The sequence below is a fragment of the Gimesia sp. genome (assembly GCF_048262075.1).
Taxonomy (GTDB): domain Bacteria; phylum Planctomycetota; class Planctomycetia; order Planctomycetales; family Planctomycetaceae; genus Gimesia.
This window is the reverse complement of sequence record NZ_JBLXFK010000001.1, coordinates 826931-845782: the sequence shown is the minus strand read 5'-3', so window position 1 is coordinate 845782 and position 18852 is coordinate 826931. Positions and strand designations below refer to the sequence as shown.

Here is an 18852-nt window from a genome sequence, read left to right as displayed (position 1 = left end):
ACGGCAAAATCAGTCAGCAGGCAGGACCTGGATTGCATCGGCGTGCACATTGCCATCCACTCCCTCATTGGACATGACGACCTCAATTTGCTGACCTTTTTCAAATTCAAAGGTTCCAAGAGAAATAAAGCCATTCTTTAAAGGTGGTTTCACTCTCTGATTGATTTTTACTGTTTTCTCATTCTGCGGTGAGCGAACGGTGACAGGAGTGTTGGTTGCACGATTTTCATGGTGACCATAAGCCAGGCGGACTTCATATTTTCCCGTTTTATCGACCTGGAAATGAAAGTGGATTTCGGCTTTTTTACCTTTGCCATGATAGACATAGTGATTACCAATAAAGCCTTTCAATCCTTCACCTTTGGTCCAGGTGCCCACGAACTGAACGTTGTTGTTTTCATCATCGATGACCAGCCCCGGGAGAGTTTCCGGGTCGATATAGGCATCAATGATAGGAGGCAGTTCTTTGGAGTCCTTCCGGATATAAAACTGACCATCAATTGTATCACGGCGTTCGACGCCTTTCCGCGACATCAGTTTTTCGAGGTCCTGATAGTAGTCTGTATAGACTTCACGGGGGCTGCAGTCTTTAGCTGTGCAGACGGCTGCCGCCTTACCGACGACTTCGCCCATCATACCCCCCGTTTTCATTACACGCACTGTTCCGAGTGCTTCATGCGTCACACTGATGCAGCGCCCAGCCATAAACAGGTTCGGGATGTTGCGTGAGTAAAAACAGCGGTAGGGAACGGGATAGCCGAATCTGCGGTCAACACGACTGTCGAATACGGCTTGTGAAATAAAGGGGTCTTCCGGGTATTTCTGCATGTATTGTTTTTTGGGATAGTGTAAATCGATGGACCAGGTGCTGGGGACGCAGCCATCGGGAAATGTGATTTTGTTTACGATATCTTTTTTACGCAGAATGACATCGCCTCGGAGCATACGGGATTCACGTGGTCCGCCGATGTAAGCCATCCAGGTTAATTCCGCGTTGGCATGTTTGTCTTTGCCTGCTTTGTTTTTCATGGCGTTCCAGGCACCATAGACGGCGCGGAAATTCCAGTCCCGCATAGATTCCAGATCTTTGATCGGATCTTTATCAAAGCCACTCTCCCAGAACCATTCGCCATGAAAACGCTTGGGGTAGGGGAAGTCTTCCATATTCAGGTTGAGTGCCCAGCTGACATCCGGAAATGATTTTTCCGTTTCGGCTTCCTTCCAGGTCCACATGTTGCTCATGCCCATGTGTCCTTTTTCGTGTGTATAATAGTCGGCACCCGCCAGGTATCCGATTTCTCCATGGCCTGTGCAGTCCGCGAAGAGGGAACCTAGAAATTCCGTGCGTTTGCTGGATTTGGTATTGAAGGCAGTCACGCTCTGAATTGCTTCACCCTCTTTTTTTACAGCATACGCACGCGTATTCAGGAACAGGTCGATATTTTTTTCGGCGTGGACAATATCTTCTTTTAATTTGTCGCCATATTCTTCATAAGTGCCCGGAGATGCTGCAGCCGAATCTGCAAATTCAGCGATGATTTCCCCGATATGTGGATATTTTCCACGACGAACCAGTCCCTGTGCCCAGACACGGACTTCTGAACTGCCGTTACCACCCAGAACAGGACGATCCTGGATGAGCGCGACCGAACAGCCCATGCGGGCAGCGGAGAGGGCGGCACCCATGCCGGAATAACCACCGCCGACAACGACCAGGTCGTACTTCTTCGTTTTTTCCGGTTGGTCCGGCAGGCCGAGCATCCCTTTACGCCACTGATCCATGGGGGACAGATCGTTGGGGGGCTGATAGTTGAGATCTTTGGTAAACAAAATGGCATCACAGCGCCCTTCAAAACCTGTCAGGTCATGCAGTGCCAGTTTTGCTTCCGGTTTTGTGATCTCGATCGTACCACCATCGTGCCAGAACCATTTGGCGCTTTTTGTTCCAAAAGTTTCTTTTAACGGTTTCCCATCAATCAACAGCTGGAAACGGCCCGGCACCCCGGAGGCTTTCCAGGGAGCAACCCAGTCTTTAGTGCGAACGAGAACGCGATATTTTCCGGTAGAAGGAAACTGGACGGTCGTTTCTGCGTCTGCCACTGGCTGGCCCAGTCCATGCGCCAACAGATAGGGAGAGCCCATGATGTTGATAAACTGGGTATCCAGTTTCCAGCCGCCCTGCTGGTCGAAACTTTCTGCTTCTACCAGAACGCCTTCAACAGGCTGGGAAGCGGCCGCGTATTCGACCGTGAATAGTGTGATCGCAAGCACTGCGAATAAAGAGAGGTATTTAACCGGGTAACGCATTCTCACAGACTCCTGACATTGATTTGCCGCGTAGATATCATCTCACTCTTATTCAGAACGGATTCGATCCGAAATAAACATTTGATGAGATTATAAACCCGCCCGCGAATCAATTGCAAACAGGGTGTCGCGTGAAATGTCTCGAGGGTCTGTTAAGTAATGTTCTTAATTATTGGGCTTGCTCACCTAGAAACTGTAAAAGTTGAGAATCTGAGACCTCTGCCGGGTTCGAGAATGATTTCCCCTGTAATGAGGTCGGCACGTCGGGACGCTGGAAATGCACATAGTCAAATCCGGCGACCAGATCCGGACGACCGTTCCGAATGACCTGCGTATTCTGCTGGGGCGCTTTCAAGCGGGAAGCAGTCGAGTAGTCAGTATAGACAGTGAGTCCCACCTGTAACTGATCAGGCATATCAGCGCGGCGATAGCGTTGATGGACATTCCAGTTTCCCTCTGGTGTTTTTTTCAGCAGGATGAAGTCATTTCCAATGCGCGCGATCTGGATGATCGCGACAGGAGTCCCGGCGTTGGTGACCGCCAGTGTCGATCGACTGTTGAGGGTGGTTTTGACTTCAAACTGAAATGAGCCAGGTCGATTCGCAGCGCCCAGGGAGAGAAAGATATAATTTTCGCCGCCCGGTTTCCAGGTTTGAGGAGTGACATCACGGGGAGTACGAATCATGAGTCCTGCCAGAGAATAATTACTGCGTGGTGCACCATCGCCACCCCGTTGGGCGACACGAATGCGGGAAGTGACCACAAAATCTCCTTTGATTTCTTTGTAGGCCAGAACCCCCCGGTAGTCCTTGTACCACGTGCTGCTGTAAGGCATCATGACCATCCAACCCGGCTTCGTTTTAGCGATATCAAACTGTTCGAGTTGGTCGGCATTGCTCTGTTCCGTCTGATAAATTCTCGACCACTGTTTCAAAGTAGACGCATCATCAAAGTCATCACTCAATATTTTGAGATCGTCCCGCTGGTTCCGAATCTGTTGAGCATGCGCAGCGACGTCCATCAGGCAACTGACTGCAAGAAAGCTACAGCTCAACAAGCAAGCTTTGAATTGGTTTGAGGAAAAATGGAACATAATGACTTTCTTCGCTGAAATCGGGTGATGTACACAGATCAGCCTGCTTTTTCTGATCTGCTCAGACGGCTGTTGCAGAGAATTCGTCAGCGAATGTTAAGATGCGACAAAAAATTCGCGAAATAAGATACTTTCCGCGAGAATGAGACCGAAGCTGTTGAATGCCTGGACTTCACGATATAATAGCAATCTGAATTTCGGAAAAGCCGTTCAGGAAAGCATGTCTGCATGTCTGTCATTGAAGAAACCGTCACACAGTGGATTGATCAGATAAAATCGGGTGACGCTCAGGCTGCGCAGAGGTTGTGGGAATCGTATTTTCTGGAAATGGTAGATGTCGCCCGCCAGAAATTACGAGGTGCTCCACGAGCGATGGCGGACGAAGAAGATGTGGCGCTGAGTGCTTTTAAAAGTTTCTGTATGGGGGCACAGAATGGCCGTTTTTCACAGATCACCGATCGGCAGAATTTATGGCCGCTCCTGGTGGCCATTACCACGCATAAATCAGTGGACCTGATTCGACTGGAAAACAGGCAGAAACGCGGCGGTAGCGGGAAAAGCGAAGGGGCTGGGATGCACAGGAAGCAAACGTCCATGCAGGTTGATTTTGAATCGATTATCCAGCAGCAACCCTCTCCCGAATTTGCGGTTCAGATGGCCGAAGAACTGGAAGGTCTGTTGAATTTATTAGACAAAACAGGTGATTCGGCCTTAAGACAGGTTGCATTGGCCAAAATGGAAGGGGAAACTACAACTGAAATTGCGCAGAATCAAGGTTGCGCCCGCCGAACCGTTGAACGAAAACTTCAGTTGATTACCCGTCTGTGGCATGAGGATTGCAATTTGTGAAATCGCGAAATGAAACAGATTTCGAACAGCTTCCTTCAGACCTGATGCTGAGAATCAACCAACTGTGTGATCAGTACGAATCAGAGTTGAGGCTGGGGGAACTGCCTTCGATTGATGACTATCTGGAAAATGTCGCATTAGAATACCGGGAAGTCATTCTCAAAGAATTGATTCCTCTGGAGATCGAGCATCGCTGTCAACTGGGGCAAACTCCGAAATCTGTCGATTACCTGGAACTGTTTCCCGGCCTTGAGCCGGACTGGTTGGTGTCTGTAATCGAAACGACACAAGCGGACCAACTCGCAACTGCAATGAATTCTGCAGCCGACGCACAACAAAGCGTTCCAGCTCCAATTTCATTGGAGCGGTGTACGCAACGGATTGTGGAAGAGGGCATTGTTTCGCAAGCAGAACTGACGAAACTGCAAGAATCGACAAAGGGAGAGCAAACCAGTCAAACCTCTGCAGATCTGACTGAACAACTGGTGGAGTCCGGGAAAATGACGGACTACCAGTCGGATGTATTGCTGTCCAACGATAACAGGCGTTTGTTAATTGCCGATTACCTGATCCTGGAACCAATTGGTTCGGGTGGAATGGGCACCGTTTATAAGGCACTGCATCGTCGGATGAAACGTATTGTTGCGTTGAAAGTGATTCGCTCTGACCTGCAGAATATTCCCGATCGCCTGAAACGTTTTGAACGCGAAGTAGAGACGGCAGCAAAGCTTTCACATCCTCACATCGTGACTGCCTATGATGCTGGAGAAGATCAGGGAATCCATTACCTGATCTGTGAATACATCGACGGTGAGAGCCTGACGCAGTTGGTACGTAGCTCTGGTCCACTGGACTTTTTCGACGCCTTGAACTGCATTCTGCAGGTGGCACAGGGACTGGAGTATGCACACCGCCAGGGAGTCATTCATCGTGATATTAAACCTGCCAATATTCTGGTCGATGACCAGGGGGATCTGAAAATCCTGGATATGGGACTGGCTCGTCTCCAGCAGCCCAATGATATGATCCAGGGAGCTGATGCGCAAACCGAATTAACTTCCAGCCAGTTTTTTATGGGGACCATTGACTATATGGCTCCCGAACAGGCGCGGAATACGAAGCTGGCGGACCACCGGTCAGACATTTACAGTCTAGGCTGCACGTTCTATTTTCTGTTGACGGCCCAGCCTGTCTATCGGGGAGAAACGACAGTAGAACGCATTCTGGCTCACAGAGAAGAACCGATTCCCCGTCTGTCGGAGCGGCTCAGTCTGGTCCCGGCCGAATTCGATCCCATTTTCGAAAAGATGCTGGCAAAGTCTCCCGATGATCGCTACCAGTCAGCAACCGAACTGATTAGTGATCTGGAAAGTTTCTCAACGGAATTTTCGAATGATCAGACCGTGATGGTACCGCAGGACGAGCGTTCACAACGGCAGGCCAACCAAGCTGGCTGGGCCAGTGCGCCGACCGAAATTGAACCAGCGATTCCCGAGTTGACCATGCTGGCGAGTAACAGTCAGCAGGAACTGGCAAAGACTGGTTCCAATTCTAACCGCGGTTTGATCTGGGGGGGACTGGCTGTTGCCGCTGCCATTCTGATTGGCGCCTTTTCCTGGAAACCGGAGGGGCCGGATCACACGGTTACCGAATCCGAAGTAACAGCAGGTTCTTCGAAAACAAATCCGGCTGATCCGACAGTTGCTCCCCTGCAGCTGACGTATGCTGCGAAAATGAATCTACCTGTCAAGCGTGAGGTTGTCGTCGGTGCCGGTGAATCAGAAGTCGAAATTGATCTGATGTTGATTCCCCCCGGCAAATTTCAGATGGGAGATCAGGGGGAGTCTTCAGCAGATTCTGATGCACCAGCTCACAATGTGACTCTTACCCGGCCGTTTTACATGAGCGCCACTGAAGTCACGAACCAGCAGTTCCGTGAATTTGTCAACGCGACGAACTATCAAACGGATGCAGAACGCAGTGGTGGTTATGGAATGTCAGGCGGCAACTGGGTGAAGACGATGGAGTATTCCTGGAAAAATCTGGGTGACCTGCCTGTGAATGATCAGGCCCCCGCAGTTAGTATCAGTTGGAATGATGCCACCGCATTCTGTGAGTGGCTTTCCGATCAAACAGGGGATCGGTATCGTCTGCCTACAGAGGCCGAGTGGGAATATGCGTGCCGGGCCGGAACCGATTCCGCGTGGTTTTTTGGAGATCAATCTGAAGAGATGCATCAGTATGCGTGGTTCCTGAATAATTCTGAAAGTCAGGTCTATCCGGTCAAACAGAAACGTCCCAATGACTTTGGTCTGTATGATGTCTATGGGAATGAATGGGAATGGTGCCAGGATTATTACAGTCCCCGTTACTATTCCGATTCACCTGTTGAGAATCCAACGGGACCGGCTCAAGGGCGTGAACGTGTTCGGCGGGGAGGGGGATTTCAGCAACCAGCGGAACAACTGACTTCATATCTCCGAGGACATGGTCTGCCGGAAACACCATCTCGCGGGGCGTTCCGCATTGTTCGTGAAGTGCCGCTTGACTGATACCGTGTGCCGTGTATCGGGGGATTAAGTACTACAGAACCACCAGAACGTTTCGACGACGTCAGGGAATTCATTACACTGTAATGCAATGACCGGAAGATTCCTTGCGTTTACAAAATCCAGGTAAACGGAAAATGTGAGCCCCATTTTCTGCATGTTTTCGTCTCCAATGGGAAAGCGTGTTCCCGGTCTGGAGTCCATGATTTGGTCATGCATCTTGAAATCCATACACAACGACAGCGCCATATAGGTGTCTAAAAAATCAGCTGCGATTTCTTTGATGTAGGCCATTTTCGCTTCTGGTTCAATGAAACGGGAGTCGATGTCGATGATATCAATCGTTAATGCGATTTTGGCTGCATCCCTGAGCACATAGGGCTTGTGGATCTTTTCACCCGGACTCCAACCCGATCTTAAAGAGTGTCGGATGATGCGTTTCACATGGGACGGTTTGATCGATTGCATTTGCGACTGGAATCGCCATTTGCCGTCAGGACTGCGCACATAGAGGTCGCGGCAGTGGAAGTAGGTCTGCAGTTTTTGACCTGGCTCGTCAGCCAACTCAATCACGAGATTGATTGCATTATCATGAACCGAAGCAACCCAGCGATAGCGAACCTCATCAACAACCAGAGAGCGGCTCCCTTTTTTGGGAATTGTCATTTGTCTGAGTCCCACTTGATGAAAATAGAAAAAAAGACAATCCGCTGATTAACTGACGGCTTTCCCGTAATACTTCGCCAGATGCTGTTTGTATTCATCGATTGAAGTGGGGATTTCCGCAGCATCCAGTTTGCCCGCTTCCACCAGGCAGTCAGCGAGCGCCTGCAGGGTGGATGCCTGCAGGGTTTCATCAAAGATCAACATCAGCCGACGTTCGACGAGGTCACCGATGGTCTCGACCCATTCGTTATTAATGGTCCAGAGGACGTATTGGCGGGGAATGTTGGTTCCGGGCAGCAACTCGGAAGAAAAGTCGGGCAGGGATTCCAGGATTTCTTCGATCAGGGTTCCCTGTAGAACCCAGAGCGTCTGAATACTTGCCAGAGGCAGTTGAAACTTCTCGGCGAGGCGATCCTGTTCTGCTTTGAGGATCTCGGGTGTTTGCGGATAATGTTCTGCGCCGGGGATCAGTCTGGTTTTCGATTCTGTGTGATAGCTTTTTCCCAGTTTTTTCAGGATGCGACTGGTGACGTTCTCAGCGAAGGCACGCCACGATGTTAATTTCCCACCCACCAGAGTGACGATCCAGCCAGAAGGGCCTTCGTATTCCTTAATGGAGTGATCGCGCGAAATCGATGCTGCTTTGCCTTCCGGCTGATAAGGCAGGGGACGAACGCCGCTGTAATGCAGGTTGATATCATCGGTCGTCAGCTTCACTTGCGGGAAGACCATGTTGACCATGCCGACCAGATAGTCCAACTCTTCGGGACTGGCAGCGACGTCGAGCGGATTGCCCTCAACGCGGACGTCGGTCGTGCCAATCAAAGTGCAGTCTCCAAAAGGAAGAATAAAGACGAGTCGTCCGTCGCTGGCTTCGGAATAAATGGCCTGCTCACCTAACGCGTCCCGAAGTGGTTGATTGAAGGTGATGATGTGGCTTCCCTTGGTGCCTCCCATCAGGCGGGGAGAGGGAATGTCAACCTGTTGCAGGGTCAGATCACCACAGGCCCCTGATGCGTTGATGATGACTGTGGGAGCAAACAAGTCGTGATTTAAACCTGGATGCCGCAGGGAGGTCAACTGGGCGTTCCTGTTTTTCAGTGACAGTTGATGGTAGGTCAGGAGTTCAAACGCGACGCCTTTCTGCTGGGCAATTTTCTGGCAGTCATGTAATAATGCGACGACAAATCGTTCGGGGAAATGCATTTGTGCGTCGGAATAGCAGGCAAGCCAGCGAAATTTCTCTTTGTTGATCTCTGGTAATCCTGGTTCACCCACATCGTGTACCGAATGGCGGGGGAGATTGCCTTTGGAGGCGAACCAGTCATACATGGTGAGTCCCATGTCAACCAGATACATGCCTCGCTCAGACGAAAAGGAAAACTTGTTGTTGAGCCAGTGTGCGCCGGGAACGCGGAAACCACTGAGGAAACGGAGTCCGGACGACATGACGCCCGTTGCGCGATGGGCCAGCGGGATGGCGAACCTCAGCGGTTTGACAAAATGAGGCGCCAGGTCAAGCAGAATCCCGCGTTCATGAACGGATTCTTTTACCAGCGAAAAATCACCATATTCCAGGTAGCGCAGGCCGCCATGAACCAGTCGGGATGATTTTGATGTTGCCCCCTGTGAGAGATCTCCCTGGTCAATCATGCAGACGGGAATCCCGTTCAACAATAACTCGCGGGCAATCGCAACGCCATTGATGCCTGCTCCCAAAATGAGTACCCGCTCAGTCTGATTCATAAAAAAATCCATTTGTCAAAAGATTAAGTGGCAGGTTGGAATTCCATCAACAGTCGATGTTCATGGGGGCGATAATAGCCTTCGATTTTCTTTCTGATCTGGAAACCAAAGCTCTCATACAGCTTCACAGCAGGTCTGTTTTCGGGGTTCACGGTGAGTAATACAACCTTATCAGCCCGTTGCAAAGCCTGTTTCATTAGCGCAGAGCCGATCCCCTGTCCCCGGAAATCTGCGTGAACCATGATTTTATGCAGAAAGATTTCGTCTGTATTCGTCGGAAACATCAACAGCGCACCTGCGAGTGTCTGTGCCGGTCCTTCAGCGGTAGAAACAGCGATGAGGACCGTTGCGTATTCACACCAGAGTCTCCAGGCATGTTCGCCATCCGGGATGTAAGTATCCGGCTCTATGGGCCAGGCGATACGATCTAACGCTGCAATTTCCAGAAAATCATGAGCCTGAGCCTGCTTGATCTGATAGTCCACGAAAGCCTTTCACTGTCAATTCTTATCTGGCGTGGTGTAAATAAAGTTCATGAAAAGTATTGTACGAAGTCTGCCTATCTGTTTCGATCATGATTGAACAGAAAACGGACTTGCTGTAAAAGATTACCTTCATTGAATTGAAATGACGTCCCCGACTGCATTCCTGATGCAGAATAGATATCGATTGAATCGACACTGATGGCTAAGACTTCCCTACCTCATGTGGCTTTACTGATTGAAACATCTCGCTCACACGGGCGGGGGTTGCTGAATGGGATTCGTCAGTTTATCACGGAAAAAGAAGAATGGTCTGTATTCGTGATGCCGCGATCACTGGATTCCCAGGTTCCGGGATGGATTTCCCGCTGGAAAGGTGATGGGATTCTGAGCCGCACGACCAGTCAGGAAATGGCGGATGCCATTACGGATTCGGGGATTCCTGCGGTCGAATTACGTTCCACCAAGCTTGAGCATTCCTTTCCTTTTCTGGGAATTGATAACCAGGCGATGGGGCGGATGGTGGCGGAACACTTTCTGGAACGGGGGATTCGTCACTTTGGCGTCTATGAAATCGGTTGTGAAGTCTACTTCGAAGAACGTCGCGATAACTACATTCAAACCATCAAAAACGCCGGCTATGAAGTGAGCGTGTTTTCCTCTCCCGATGACTCCGAAGTGCCGCGCGAGTGGGAAAAACATCAGGAACAGATGGTGAAGTGGGTCCGTGAATTGCCTAAGCCCGTGGGGATAATGGCTTGTACCGACCAGTTGGGTTTCTGGCTGCTCGATGCCTGTGATCGTGCGGGAATTTCGGTTCCTGATGAAGTTGCTGTCGTCGGAGTCGAGAATGATGAAATCCTGTGTATGATGGCGCGGCCGCCTTTGTCGAGCGTGGCTTTCAATTCGACACGTATCGGCTTTGAGGCAGCGGCGCTATTGAGCCGCATGATGAAGGGGGCTCCTGTTCCTGCGGAGCCTTATCTGCTCAAGCCATTGGGAATCGTGACGCGACAGTCCTCCGATGTGGTTGCCGTTGATGATCCCGAGCTCGCGCTGGCATTACGATTTATCCGCGAAAATGCCTGCAAGGGAATTCAGGTTTCCGATATCCTGAAAGCGGTTCCCATGTCTCGGACCGCGCTGGAACGCCAGATGAAATCCGCGATTGGCAGGTCTCCCAAAGCAGAGATCATCCGCACGCAGATGGAGCGGGCCAAGGAACTGCTGGCCTCGACCGATTTGTCCCTCTCGCAGATCACGCAACGCATTGGTTTTCGCCATACACAGCACTTCAGCACGCTGTTCAAAGAAAAAGCAGGCGAGACCCCTGGCGAATTCAGGGCGAAAATGCATTGATCACATGCATACTGCACTACTCCAGAAAATGCCTGAAAACAGAGGCATTCTGCACTTTCAAGTTTTATAATCTACGCAAAACCTGATAATGTTTATGAGATTCCGTAATGACCGGTCTGGATTCCCCAGTAGAATGGAATCCAATTCAATGCTTGAATTTAACGTAGAAGGAATGTTTTGAATGAACAAAGTGTTAATCATCGTTGGTGATGCAACTGAGACTGTCGACACACTTTATCCCTACTATCGACTGATTGAAGGGGGCTATGAGCCCGTCGTTGCTGCACCTGAAAAACGTCTGTATCAGATGGTCCTCCACGAAGTGAAACCGGGCTGGACGATTACTAAGGAGTGGGAAGGCTATACGATCCAGGCAGATATTGCCTTTAAAGATATCAAAGAAGAAGAGTACCTGGGCATCTTTTTCAGCGGCGGCCGTGCTCCCGAGTACATTCGTGATGATGAAGACCTGATTCGGATCACTCAGCATTTCTTTGAAAAGAATAAACCCGTTGCTTCTGTGTGTCATGGCGTAGAAATTCCAGCACGCGCCGGTTGTGTGAAAGGGCGTCGTATGGCGACCGTTCCCAAATGCCAGTTTGATCTGGAAGTCTGTGGCGGCATTTTCGTGAATGAAGCCTGTGTGATTGACGGAAACATGGTCAGTGGGCGTACCTATCATGATCATGGTCAATACATCGGTCCCTGGATGAAATTGCTGGATGAGGCACGAAATCAGTACTGATAACTAGTTTTAAAATCACTCGATACTCAGAGGAGACTGCGATGACTTCACAAAAACTTTCTCGTCGAACGTTTGTTAAAACAGCGGCTGCAGGGCTGCCCCTGGCCTGTCTGGCGCCGGGAGTTTTTGTGAATACGGCTCGTGCTGCAGAGAAGGCCCGCAATCCGAATGAACGGTTGAAAATCGGTTCGATTGGAATGCGGTACCAGGGTTCGGTCATTGCGGATAAAGCCCAGCAGTATGGCGACATCGTGGCGATTGCCGATGTGGACCGGGAAATCGCGGAGAAAGCCCGCAAGCAGTTTGGCGGAAAAGCGACCCTGTTTGAAGATTATCGGGAGATGCTGGAGAAGGCCGACATCGACGTCGTGACAATTGGTGCCCCCGATCACTGGCATACCAAAATGCTGATCGATGCCTGTCGTGCCGGCAAGGACGTCTATTGTGAGAAACCATTATCGTTGACTGTCGATGAAGGGAAAATCATTAACAAAGTTGTTGATGAGACCAAAGCCGTCGTTCAAGTCGGTACCTGGCAGAGAAGCGATCACCGTTTTCGTCAGGCCGTCGAAATGATCAAGGATGGCCGGATTGGTAATTTGAAGAAAGTAACGGTCACTCTCAGCAAAAATAAAACTGGTGGACCCTTCAAACCTGAAGCAGTTCCCTCTGTCTTGAACTGGGATTTGTGGCAGGGACAGACACCCGATGTTCCTTACATCAAGGAACGCTGCCATTATACGTTCCGCTGGTGGTATGAGTATTCGGGAGGTCAGATGACCGACTGGGGCGCGCATCATATTGATATCGCCCAGTGGGGGGCCGGCATGCAGGAAACCGGTCCCGTTGATATTGAAGGAACGGCGACGTTCCCAAATGTCGAGAACGGATATAACGTAGCCCTCGATTATCATTTGAAAGCCCGGTATGCCAATGGCGTGATTCTGGAAGTCAATGATACCGGGCGTACCGGAGTCATGTTTGAAGGAGACGAGGGACGCATCTTTGTCAACCGGGGTACGATTGCCGGTAAACCCGTTGAAGATCTGGCAAAGAATCCCTTGCCTCGCGAATCGTTTAATGTCTATGCCCACGATAATCTTTCGCGACCGCCCCGCATGGGCAAACTGGATGCGATTGTGAATCACATGGGGAACTTCTTCGATTGCATCGAGACGCGGGCCACGCCGATTTCCAGTGTGCAGAATCAGCATCGCTCAGTGACAGTCTGCCACATCGGAAACATCTCACAGCGGCTGGGGCGCAAACTGACCTGGGATCCACAACAGGAGCAGTTCGTCGGTGATGCCGAAGCCAACACCTGGCTTAAACGCGAACAGCGTGCCGGTTATGAGATCAAGGATACTTAAAGTTCTTTGAATTCTATCACTCGTGATTGCTTAACCATTTCTTTTGTTTTCAGGAGAAACGATGACTGTCTCGACCGGGATCATTACCGAAGAACATAAAAAACAGTTTCAGGAAGAAGGCTATTTCATTCTGGAACGGGCGATTTGCGAAGAACATCTGCAGATTGTTCGCGACGCCTGTGATCATCTGATTGATCTAATGCATCAGGAGATGGATCGACTGGGTACCGATCACATTCACATCAGCCATCGGGGCAAACGTTATCATATTGCGAAGAAATATGATCAGGCGCCGCGTCTGGAAGAATACGTATTCAGCGATCTGATGGCAGAAATCTGTAAAGCCACGATCGGTGATACGTCGTACCTGTTTTACGATCAGTATGTCGTGAAAGCGGCGGAAAAAGGGATCAAGTTTTCCTGGCATCAGGACTCCGGCTACCTTGGTTTCCTGCATCGACCTTACGTGACCGTCTGGGCCGCCGTCGATGACATGACACTGGAAAACGGGACGGTTGACGTGCTGCCTTATTCCACGGTCGGCATTCGTTCGCTGGTCGAACATATTCGCGATCCCGAAACCGGTGACAAAACGGGATACTTTGGCAAAGAACCGGGGGTGACCGCAGTCGTTCCCGCAGGCAGCCTGGCCGTGTTCAGCTCGTTGACGTTTCACCGCAGTGGTGCGAATACCACAGACAAAATGCGGCGGGCTTACGTGACACAGTATTCTCCCGAACCGATTATCGATCCCGAGACTCAACAGCCTAAGCACCTGGTGGTTCCTTTTCTGAAGGATGGGGAACGAGTCGTTTCTTAAACCGCTTAGGATTTATCAGCAACAGAAAGATACCGAATCATGAACGCTCAGCTCAGTCGACGCGATTTTAATAAACAGCTTCTGGGAACCGCCTGCTCGGCGGGTTTACTGGGAACGGCGTTGGGAGCCGGAACAGAAGCTTCACAGAAGCCTTTCCAACTGAACTATATTGTCGCTTCCTGTATGTATGGCACACTGCCATTGGAAACGATTCTGCAGGAAACTCCCAAAACAGGTGCCGAATATATTGAGATCTGGGCGAAGCGTCACGGTAATCAACGCGAACAGATTGACGAACTGGGTGTCGAAAAAACAAAGCAACTGCTCGACAAGTATAAGGTCAAACTGGGGAGTTTCACCTGTTTTAAATACGGCCTGTTTAACATGCGAGGCGAAATGGATCTGGTGAGTCAGCTGGGCGGAGACATGGTGATCTGCAACAGTGGTGGTCCCAAAGGATTAAAAGGGGCCGAGCTGAAAGCCGGGATTAAAGCATTCGCCGAAAAACTCAAACCGCACGTCGCTGCTGCCGAAGAAAAAGGCGTGATGATCGGTCTGGAAAATCATGGCGGCGGCTTGATTAACGACCCGGATACACAACGCTGGCTGATGGAAATGCTGCCGGCAAAGAATTTCGGTATGGCACTCGCCCCTTATCATCTGGAGCAGGACCCGGAAATGATCGGTAAGTTGATTACCGACCTCGATGATCGTCTGCTGCACTTCCAGGCCTGGCAACATGGCATGGGCTGTATCAAGAAACTTCCGAAAGAACAGGAATTGTTACAGTTACCCGGACGGGGTGAGTTGAACTTCGTCCCTCTGCTGGCAGCTTTGAAGAAGATCAATTACCAGGGACGCACTGAGATCTTCATGCATCCGGTACCACGGGGCATTCCCATTCTGCCCACGGCAGAAGAGGTGACCGCGGAGATTAATCACTCGCGGGAATATCTGGAAAACTGCCTGAAACAAGCATGATTCAGGTAGAGAATGGAGTGGAACTGGTGAACAGTTCGATTAGCGAATATGATTTCGATGAGGAGGGACTGCTCATGTCCGAAAATCTAACCATCGAAACCAACACGATCGAATATCATAATCGGGGCTTACAGTTAATCGCCTTATTGTCGTTATTCGTATTCGCTACCTGGGTACCGACTATATGTTTTACACTCTATTCTTTTCTCATTCGCGGCGGCGGTGTTATCAATGAATTACCATATACATTAATCATCGTAATTACGTTTATGTGTTCTTTCGACTCAATCGTAATTCAGTGGGAATCCTTAATATTTACCTGGTCTTTATTGGCTGCAATCGTATTTCTTTGGCCTGAACCATTTAGTAGAAAAGCCTGGTGTGCAGGGTTCGTCCTGTTGGTCCATGGTTTTGTGGGCGGCTACTTGGTTTTTCTGAGGTTTGCTTAAGGTCTAAGAGTTCTTAATCTGATTCCGCGATCTCAATAATATATTAAGAATAACTCTGAGAAGGTAATCTGACTTATGAACCCGCGACGTATTATTCTGACTTCGATTGTATTTCTAGTCTATATTCTGCTATGTCTGGACAGTCAGTCACTTCACGCGAAAGAAAAATCCCGACAGCCGAATATTATTCTGGTGATGACCGACGATCAGGGCTATTGGGATACGGAGATTTCCGGTAACCCGAAGATCGAAACGCCGACGATTAAGCGGATGGCAAAGGAAGGGGTTACCTTCACTCGCTTCTATGCGAACATGGTTTGCGCACCAACCCGGGCCGGGTTGATGACGGGCAGGCATTATCTGCGCACCGGTCTGTACAATACGCGGTTTGGGGGAGACACACTCGGGCAGCATGAAACGACGATTGCGCAGGTTCTGCAGAAAGCAGGCTACAAAACGGGTTTGTTCGGCAAATGGCATCTCGGGCGATACGCACAATATCAACCGCATCGACGGGGGTTCGATCATTTCTTTGGACATTATCATGGACACATTGAACGCTATACCAACCCGGATCAGGTGGTCGTGAATGGGAAGCCGGTTGAAACACGCGGTTATGTGACCGACCTGTTTACGGATGCGGCCATTGATTTCATCCAGCGAAATCAGAAGCAGCCTTTTTTCTGTTATCTGGCGTATAACGCACCGCATTCGCCGTTCCTGCTCGATACGTCTCATTTCGGTCAGCCCGAAGGAGACAAACTGATTGAAAAATATCTGGCGAAAGGGCTGCCATTACGCGAAGCGCGGATCTATGCCATGATTGAACGCATTGATCAGAATCTGAATCGTTTACTGCAGACAGTCAGCGAATTGAAACTGGATCAGGAAACGGTGGTGATCTTCACCAGCGATAACGGTGGCGTGAGTCGTGGCTTTAAAGCCGGTCTGAAAGGGGGCAAAGCGAGTGCCTATGAAGGAGGAACCCGCGTCCCGTTTGTTGTCCGTTGGACCAACCATTTCCCGGCAGGCAAGACAACCGATGCGATGGTGGCGCAGACCGATCTGTTTCCGACATTCTGTCAGCTGGCGGGAGTCAAGATTCCCAAGGGGCTTAAGCTGGATGGAAAGTCGATTCTGTCATTGATGGAACAGGGGAGTGGGAAATCACCTCATCAATATTTATATCATACCTGGGATCGTTATACCCCGAACCCGTGGCATCGCTGGTCAATTCACGGCGAACGGTTCAAGTTGGTAGGCCATGATCCTCAAGGAAAAAAGAAACAACAGGAGCCAGCGGGGCAGTTGTATGATCTGCAGGCAGATCCGGGAGAGTCGAAAGATGTGTCGCGCCAGTATCCGGAAGAGGCGTCACGTCTACGTAACGAATTTTTGCGCTGGTTTAATGAGGTAACCGAGGGGCAAAATTATCAGCCAGCGGCCATTCCCGTCGGCGATTCCGAAGAACCAGTCGTTGAACTGCAGCCGAGCTGGGCGATTCTCAAGGGGGACGGGCTGGAATATTCGTTTGACGGTTACGACTGGGATACGATTGATGGTTGGAATTCAAACACCGGCTCAGCGACCTGGCAGTTGGATGTACTGCAGCCAGGCCGGTATGCGGTGGAGTTGAGTTATGGATATCGAGACGCATCACCTGCTACAGGAATGCTTGAAATTTCAGTCGGTGAAACGACTCTTTCCTGTGATCTTTCGATGAGTACGAGCCAGAATGTGTTTCTCAAACAATCGGTGGGGACTCTGGATCTCAAAGCGGGTAAGCAGACTTTGAGGGTTCAAGCAGCCGATTCAGGCGGTATTCCAGGCCTGCGATTGAATTCGCTCTGGTTGAAGTCGCTGAGCATCGAGTAGCGGGCTGGGGCCTTCAACGGGGACGCAGATCAATAAATCGGCAGTGATAAAAACAGGCGCAGAATCATTGCATTGGCGATATCAATAAAGAAGGCCCCCAGTAAGGGGATCACCAGAAATGCCTGGGGTGAGGGACCATACTTTTTCACGATCGCGTCCATGTTTGCCATAGCGACAGGTGTGGCGCCTAATCCCAGGCCAATGAAGCCGCCCGACATAACCGCGGCGTCGTAATTCTTTCCCATGAATCGAAACACAATATGGTAAGCAATGAGGGCCATCACGGTGATTTGAACGAGTACGACAGTTAACAGCGGGCCGATCCCGGAAGCAAGCGTCCAGAGCTGCATGCTCATCAGGCTCATACTGAGGAACAATTCCAGTGAAATATCGCCACAGAGCCGAATCGCGTTGGAATTGAGTTCTTTCTGAAAGAGATCCAGAGAGTTGGTCAATACGATGCCCACAAACAGTGCGGTGAGAAAACCGGGTAGCCCCAGTCCTTTGGTTTGCAGCCACTGGTTGACAACATCGCCGGCGGACACACAGATGGCCAAAGCCAGAATGGTGCCGAGCATGCCATCGATTGTGACCGGGATCGAATTGGTGCTCGATTCGATCTCGTTTAAATCATTTACCTGGTCGCTTGATCCATTGAGCTTGTTTTTTTGAATCAAGTACTCGGCGAGCGGGCCACCGATTAAACCACCGGTAATCAGCCCGAATGTGGCGCAAGCGATTCCTGCTTCGGTCGCACCGTGGAGGCCAGCTTCCCGCGCCACCTCTCCCCAGCTGATCGCCGTGCCAAATCCGCCGGCAAATGAGATACTTCCTGCTACCAGACCATAAGCGGGGTTGGCATCAAACAGAGCAGCAACGCTGATTCCGGCGATGTTTTGCATGACCAGAAACAGAACGGAAATGAGCAACATCTTACCTAAAGCGATGCCGCCATCAGCCAGCGTGCGCAGCTTTGCTGATAAGCCGATGGTGCTGAAGAAAACAAGCAATAGCAGATCGCGCAGAGACAGGTCGAACGTGATCTCATGGCCGGTTGCCGTATAGAAAATCGCTACGAGAACGCTACAAAGGATGCCTCCCACCACGGCGGACGGGATGTTGTATTTACTCAGCCAGCGAATACGGGTCTGCAGGAACGTTCCGACATAGAGCACGATAATACTGATAATCAGTGTTTGCGTGACTGAGATGTTCATAAATCAAATGCTTGCTGAGAAAAGAATCTGAACTCTCGCGGGAATGATTCAGAGCGATTTGCGAATCCGCTGAAAACTCGCCTGGATCTCTTTTCCCACGTTGAACAGGGCATCGGTCACGCTACCGGCAGATTCTTTCATGGCGTCTTTGACAGGCCGATAATCGTCTTTTAATTTATCCAGCCGATCTGTGACCTGCTTCCATTCATCTTTCGCTTCCTGCTTACCCAGATGAATTTTCAAGGCAAGTTCATCTTTCTGTTGCTCCAGAGCTTCGATCAGTTCATCCATTCGATTGCGGTTGGTCATGATGCGGTCCTTTTATTGATTCGATTTTCCCAGTA

The 18852-nt window shown here is 50.2% G+C and carries 15 protein-coding genes; 8 read left to right on the top strand and 7 right to left on the bottom strand.

Annotation, left to right across the window (positions count from 1 at the left end; genetic code table 11):
• Positions 1-9 precede the first annotated feature (9 nt).
• Together ACN0YH_RS03110 and ACN0YH_RS03105 are read right to left on the bottom strand one after the other, a co-directional pair.
• On the bottom strand, positions 10-2307 hold the full coding sequence (locus ACN0YH_RS03110; protein WP_417378080.1) for an FAD-dependent oxidoreductase: 2298 nt from the start codon (positions 2305-2307) through the stop codon (positions 10-12).
• Between the two features lie 169 nt (positions 2308-2476).
• Positions 2477-3361, bottom strand: a complete 885-nt coding sequence (locus ACN0YH_RS03105; RefSeq protein WP_417378079.1) for a hypothetical protein — start codon at positions 3359-3361, stop codon at positions 2477-2479.
• A 267-nt stretch (positions 3362-3628) separates the two neighbouring features.
• Here ACN0YH_RS03105 and ACN0YH_RS03100 point away from each other — a divergent pair, with 267 nt between their 5' ends.
• Together ACN0YH_RS03100 and ACN0YH_RS03095 are read left to right on the top strand one after the other, a co-directional pair.
• Positions 3629-4249 carry an ECF-type sigma factor gene (locus ACN0YH_RS03100; RefSeq protein WP_417378078.1) on the top strand — a complete coding sequence of 207 codons (621 nt, stop codon included), beginning with the start codon at positions 3629-3631 and terminating at the stop codon, positions 4247-4249.
• A complete protein-coding gene (locus ACN0YH_RS03095; RefSeq protein WP_417378077.1) occupies positions 4246-6801 on the top strand; it encodes a protein kinase domain-containing protein in 2556 nt (851 codons plus the stop codon). Before ACN0YH_RS03100 ends, ACN0YH_RS03095 begins: the two co-directional genes overlap by 4 nt.
• A 24-nt stretch (positions 6802-6825) precedes the next feature.
• On the opposite strand, the gene ACN0YH_RS03090 is transcribed toward ACN0YH_RS03095, so the two are convergent.
• Genes ACN0YH_RS03090 through ACN0YH_RS03080 form a run of 3 tightly spaced genes read right to left on the bottom strand, consistent with a single transcriptional unit; the run spans position 6826 to position 9695 of the window.
• The gene (locus tag ACN0YH_RS03090) at positions 6826-7464 is read right to left on the bottom strand and encodes a hypothetical protein (RefSeq protein WP_417378076.1); all 639 of its coding nucleotides are present in this window, start codon (positions 7462-7464) and stop codon (positions 6826-6828) included.
• Between the two features lie 48 nt (positions 7465-7512).
• Positions 7513-9210 carry an FAD-dependent oxidoreductase gene (locus ACN0YH_RS03085; RefSeq protein WP_417378075.1) on the bottom strand — a complete coding sequence of 566 codons (1698 nt, stop codon included), beginning with the start codon at positions 9208-9210 and terminating at the stop codon, positions 7513-7515.
• A gap of 23 nt (positions 9211-9233) precedes the next feature.
• Positions 9234-9695 (bottom strand): GNAT family N-acetyltransferase, encoded by a 462-nt coding sequence (locus tag ACN0YH_RS03080; protein ID WP_417378074.1) that lies wholly within the window; start codon positions 9693-9695, stop codon positions 9234-9236.
• A gap of 198 nt (positions 9696-9893) precedes the next feature.
• Here ACN0YH_RS03080 and ACN0YH_RS03075 point away from each other — a divergent pair, with 198 nt between their 5' ends.
• The 6 genes from ACN0YH_RS03075 to ACN0YH_RS03050 all read left to right on the top strand — a co-directional run bounded on the left by ACN0YH_RS03075 (position 9894) and on the right by ACN0YH_RS03050 (position 17291).
• Positions 9894-11051 carry a XylR family transcriptional regulator gene (locus tag ACN0YH_RS03075; protein ID WP_417378073.1) on the top strand — a complete coding sequence of 386 codons (1158 nt, stop codon included), beginning with the start codon at positions 9894-9896 and terminating at the stop codon, positions 11049-11051.
• A 181-nt stretch (positions 11052-11232) separates the two neighbouring features.
• Positions 11233-11796, top strand: coding sequence for a DJ-1/PfpI family protein (locus tag ACN0YH_RS03070; RefSeq protein ID WP_417378072.1), 564 nt, complete (start codon positions 11233-11235; stop codon positions 11794-11796).
• 41 nt (positions 11797-11837) lie between these two features.
• Positions 11838-13166: a Gfo/Idh/MocA family protein gene (locus ACN0YH_RS03065; RefSeq protein WP_417378071.1), complete on the top strand. Its 1329-nt coding sequence runs from the start codon at positions 11838-11840 to the stop codon at positions 13164-13166.
• Between the two features lie 61 nt (positions 13167-13227).
• Positions 13228-13986, top strand: a complete 759-nt coding sequence (locus ACN0YH_RS03060; protein WP_417378070.1) for a phytanoyl-CoA dioxygenase family protein — start codon at positions 13228-13230, stop codon at positions 13984-13986.
• A gap of 39 nt (positions 13987-14025) precedes the next feature.
• Positions 14026-14967 carry a sugar phosphate isomerase/epimerase family protein gene (locus ACN0YH_RS03055; protein ID WP_417378069.1) on the top strand — a complete coding sequence of 314 codons (942 nt, stop codon included), beginning with the start codon at positions 14026-14028 and terminating at the stop codon, positions 14965-14967.
• Positions 14968-15491: 524 nt separating this feature from the next.
• Positions 15492-17291, top strand: a complete 1800-nt coding sequence (locus ACN0YH_RS03050; RefSeq protein WP_417378068.1) for a sulfatase-like hydrolase/transferase — start codon at positions 15492-15494, stop codon at positions 17289-17291.
• Positions 17292-17320: 29 nt separating this feature from the next.
• Here ACN0YH_RS03050 and gltS read toward each other — a convergent pair whose 3' ends face one another.
• Both gltS and ACN0YH_RS03040 read right to left on the bottom strand, forming a co-directional pair.
• Complete coding sequence (gltS, locus tag ACN0YH_RS03045) at positions 17321-18508, bottom strand: sodium/glutamate symporter (RefSeq protein WP_417378067.1); 1188 nt, start codon at positions 18506-18508, stop codon at positions 17321-17323.
• A gap of 48 nt (positions 18509-18556) precedes the next feature.
• Positions 18557-18817, bottom strand: a complete 261-nt coding sequence (locus ACN0YH_RS03040; RefSeq protein WP_154933456.1) for a hypothetical protein — start codon at positions 18815-18817, stop codon at positions 18557-18559.
• Positions 18818-18852 lie beyond the last annotated feature (35 nt).

Excerpts from the sequence above, each read along its gene's own strand:
- ACN0YH_RS03100 (WP_417378078.1), top strand. The coding sequence starts at position 3,629 with ATGTCTGTCATTGAAGAAACCGTCACACAGTGGATTGATCAGATAAAA.
- ACN0YH_RS03110 (WP_417378080.1), bottom strand. The coding sequence starts at position 2,307 with ATGCGTTACCCGGTTAAATACCTCTCTTTATTCGCAGTGCTTGCGATC.
- ACN0YH_RS03075 (WP_417378073.1), top strand. The coding sequence starts at position 9,894 with ATGGCTAAGACTTCCCTACCTCATGTGGCTTTACTGATTGAAACATCT.
- ACN0YH_RS03040 (WP_154933456.1), bottom strand. The coding sequence starts at position 18,817 with ATGACCAACCGCAATCGAATGGATGAACTGATCGAAGCTCTGGAGCAA.
- ACN0YH_RS03060 (WP_417378070.1), top strand. The coding sequence starts at position 13,228 with ATGACTGTCTCGACCGGGATCATTACCGAAGAACATAAAAAACAGTTT.
- gltS (WP_417378067.1), bottom strand. The coding sequence starts at position 18,508 with ATGAACATCTCAGTCACGCAAACACTGATTATCAGTATTATCGTGCTC.
- ACN0YH_RS03070 (WP_417378072.1), top strand. The coding sequence starts at position 11,233 with ATGAACAAAGTGTTAATCATCGTTGGTGATGCAACTGAGACTGTCGAC.
- ACN0YH_RS03065 (WP_417378071.1), top strand. The coding sequence starts at position 11,838 with ATGACTTCACAAAAACTTTCTCGTCGAACGTTTGTTAAAACAGCGGCT.
- ACN0YH_RS03050 (WP_417378068.1), top strand. The coding sequence starts at position 15,492 with ATGAACCCGCGACGTATTATTCTGACTTCGATTGTATTTCTAGTCTAT.
- ACN0YH_RS03085 (WP_417378075.1), bottom strand. The coding sequence starts at position 9,210 with ATGAATCAGACTGAGCGGGTACTCATTTTGGGAGCAGGCATCAATGGC.
- ACN0YH_RS03055 (WP_417378069.1), top strand. The coding sequence starts at position 14,026 with ATGAACGCTCAGCTCAGTCGACGCGATTTTAATAAACAGCTTCTGGGA.
- ACN0YH_RS03090 (WP_417378076.1), bottom strand. The coding sequence starts at position 7,464 with ATGACAATTCCCAAAAAAGGGAGCCGCTCTCTGGTTGTTGATGAGGTT.